We start from the raw sequence: 1,612 nt of genomic DNA on the forward strand, positions 1-1,612 counted from the left end.
GGTGACCCCGGTGCGTCCAGCGCGGGTGAGCTGGTGGTTGCGGTCGCGGGCAAGGTCCGCAAGCCCGGTTGGTGCGGGCTGCGACCGGGTCGCGGCTGGCCGACGCGGTGCAGGCGGCCGGCGGCGCGCTGCCCGGCGTCGACGTGGCGCTGCTCAACCCCGCCCGGAAGGTCACCGACGGCGAGCTGATCGTCGTCGGGGTGACGCCGCCACCGATGCCGGGCGGTGCGGCAGGCCCGGCTGCGGGCGGGCCACCACCCGCAGCCGGGCCGCTGAACCTCAACACCGCCACCCTCGCCCAGCTCGACGCGTTGCCCGGGGTCGGGCCGGTGCTCGCCCAGCGCATCCTCACCCACCGCGAGCAGCACGGCGGCTTCAAGGCCGTCGGCGACCTGCGCCAGGTCGACGGGATCGGGGATGCCCGCTACGAGCAGCTCAAGGACCTGGTGACGGTGTGAGCAGGTCCGCCGTACCACCGCCTGCCGGGCAAGCTCGGCCCGCAGTGCCGGACCTGCGACTGGCCGGGCTGGCCGTGGCCGTCTGGCTCACAGCGCTCGCCGGCCTGCACGCCGGCAGCCGCTCGCTCCTGCTGGCGGCCGGGACGGCGGCCGTCCTGACCACATTCGGCGCCCTGCACCTGACCGGTCGCCTCGGCCAACCCCCGTCCGTCGCCCGCCGGTACGGCTGGATCGCCGTCGCGGTCGGCCTCGGCGTGGTCTGCGCAGGGGCGGCCACCGCAGCCCGGCTCGCCGTCCGGGACGCGCCGCCGATTCGTGCCCTGGCCGAACAGCGCGCTCCGGTCAGCGTCGACCTCGTGGTTCGGGACGATCCACGTCCGATCCGGAGCGCCGGGCGGCCGGGCATGCTGCTGGTGGCGACGGAACTGGTTCGGCTCACCGGCCCGGACGGCCGACGGGTCAGTGCGTCGGTGCAGCTGCTGGTCCTGGCCACCGACCCGGCCTGGGGAGGGCTGCTCCCCGGGCAGCGCCTCACCGCCGAGGGACGCCTCGACGTTCCACGCGGCGGTGACCTGACCGGAGCGGTGCTCAGCACCAACGGCCCGCCCGAGCGACACGGGGTGTCGTCCTGGGCGCAGCGGGCCGCCGGGACGCTCCGCGCCGGCCTGCAACGGGCCTGCGCGCCGCTCCCCGACGATCCGGGCGGGCTGCTGCCCGGGCTCGTCGTGGGGGACACCAGCCGGTTGCCGCCCGCCGTCGAGGACGACTTCCAGGCCACCGGAATGACACATCTGAACGCCGTCTCCGGCTCCAACGTCGCCATCGTGGTGGGTGCCGTGCTGCTGCTGGCCCGCTGGGCGCGGGCCGGCCCGTGGCTCGCCGCCGGGCTCTGCGGGGTGGCGCTGGTCGGCTTCGTCATCCTGGTCCGCCCGTCGCCGAGTGTCGTGCGAGCCGCCACGATGGGGACGATCGGGCTCGCCGCGCTGGCCGCCGGTCGTCCCCGGGCGCGCTGCCCGCGCTGGCCGCCGCGATCACCGTGCTGGTGCTGGCCGATCCGGAGCTGGCCGGCGATCCCGGGTTCGCGCTCTCCGTGCTGGCCACCGGTGGCCTGCTGCTGCTCGCCGCGCGCTGGCGGGACGGCTGCGCCGGCGAGG

The 1,612-nt window shown here is 76.7% G+C and carries 2 pseudogenes; both read left to right on the forward strand.

Annotated elements, in window-relative coordinates:
- A pseudogene (locus JNW91_RS31325) lies at positions 1-458 on the forward strand (helix-hairpin-helix domain-containing protein); the annotation flags it as partial.
- Positions 455-1,612 (forward strand): annotated as a pseudogene (locus JNW91_RS31330) (ComEC/Rec2 family competence protein); the annotation flags it as partial. The pseudogenes JNW91_RS31325 and JNW91_RS31330, both read left to right, overlap by 4 nt.

The sequence above is a fragment of the Micromonospora parastrephiae genome (genome assembly GCF_016802865.1).
In the GTDB taxonomy this organism is placed as follows: Bacteria; Actinomycetota; Actinomycetes; order Mycobacteriales; family Micromonosporaceae; genus Micromonospora; species Micromonospora parastrephiae.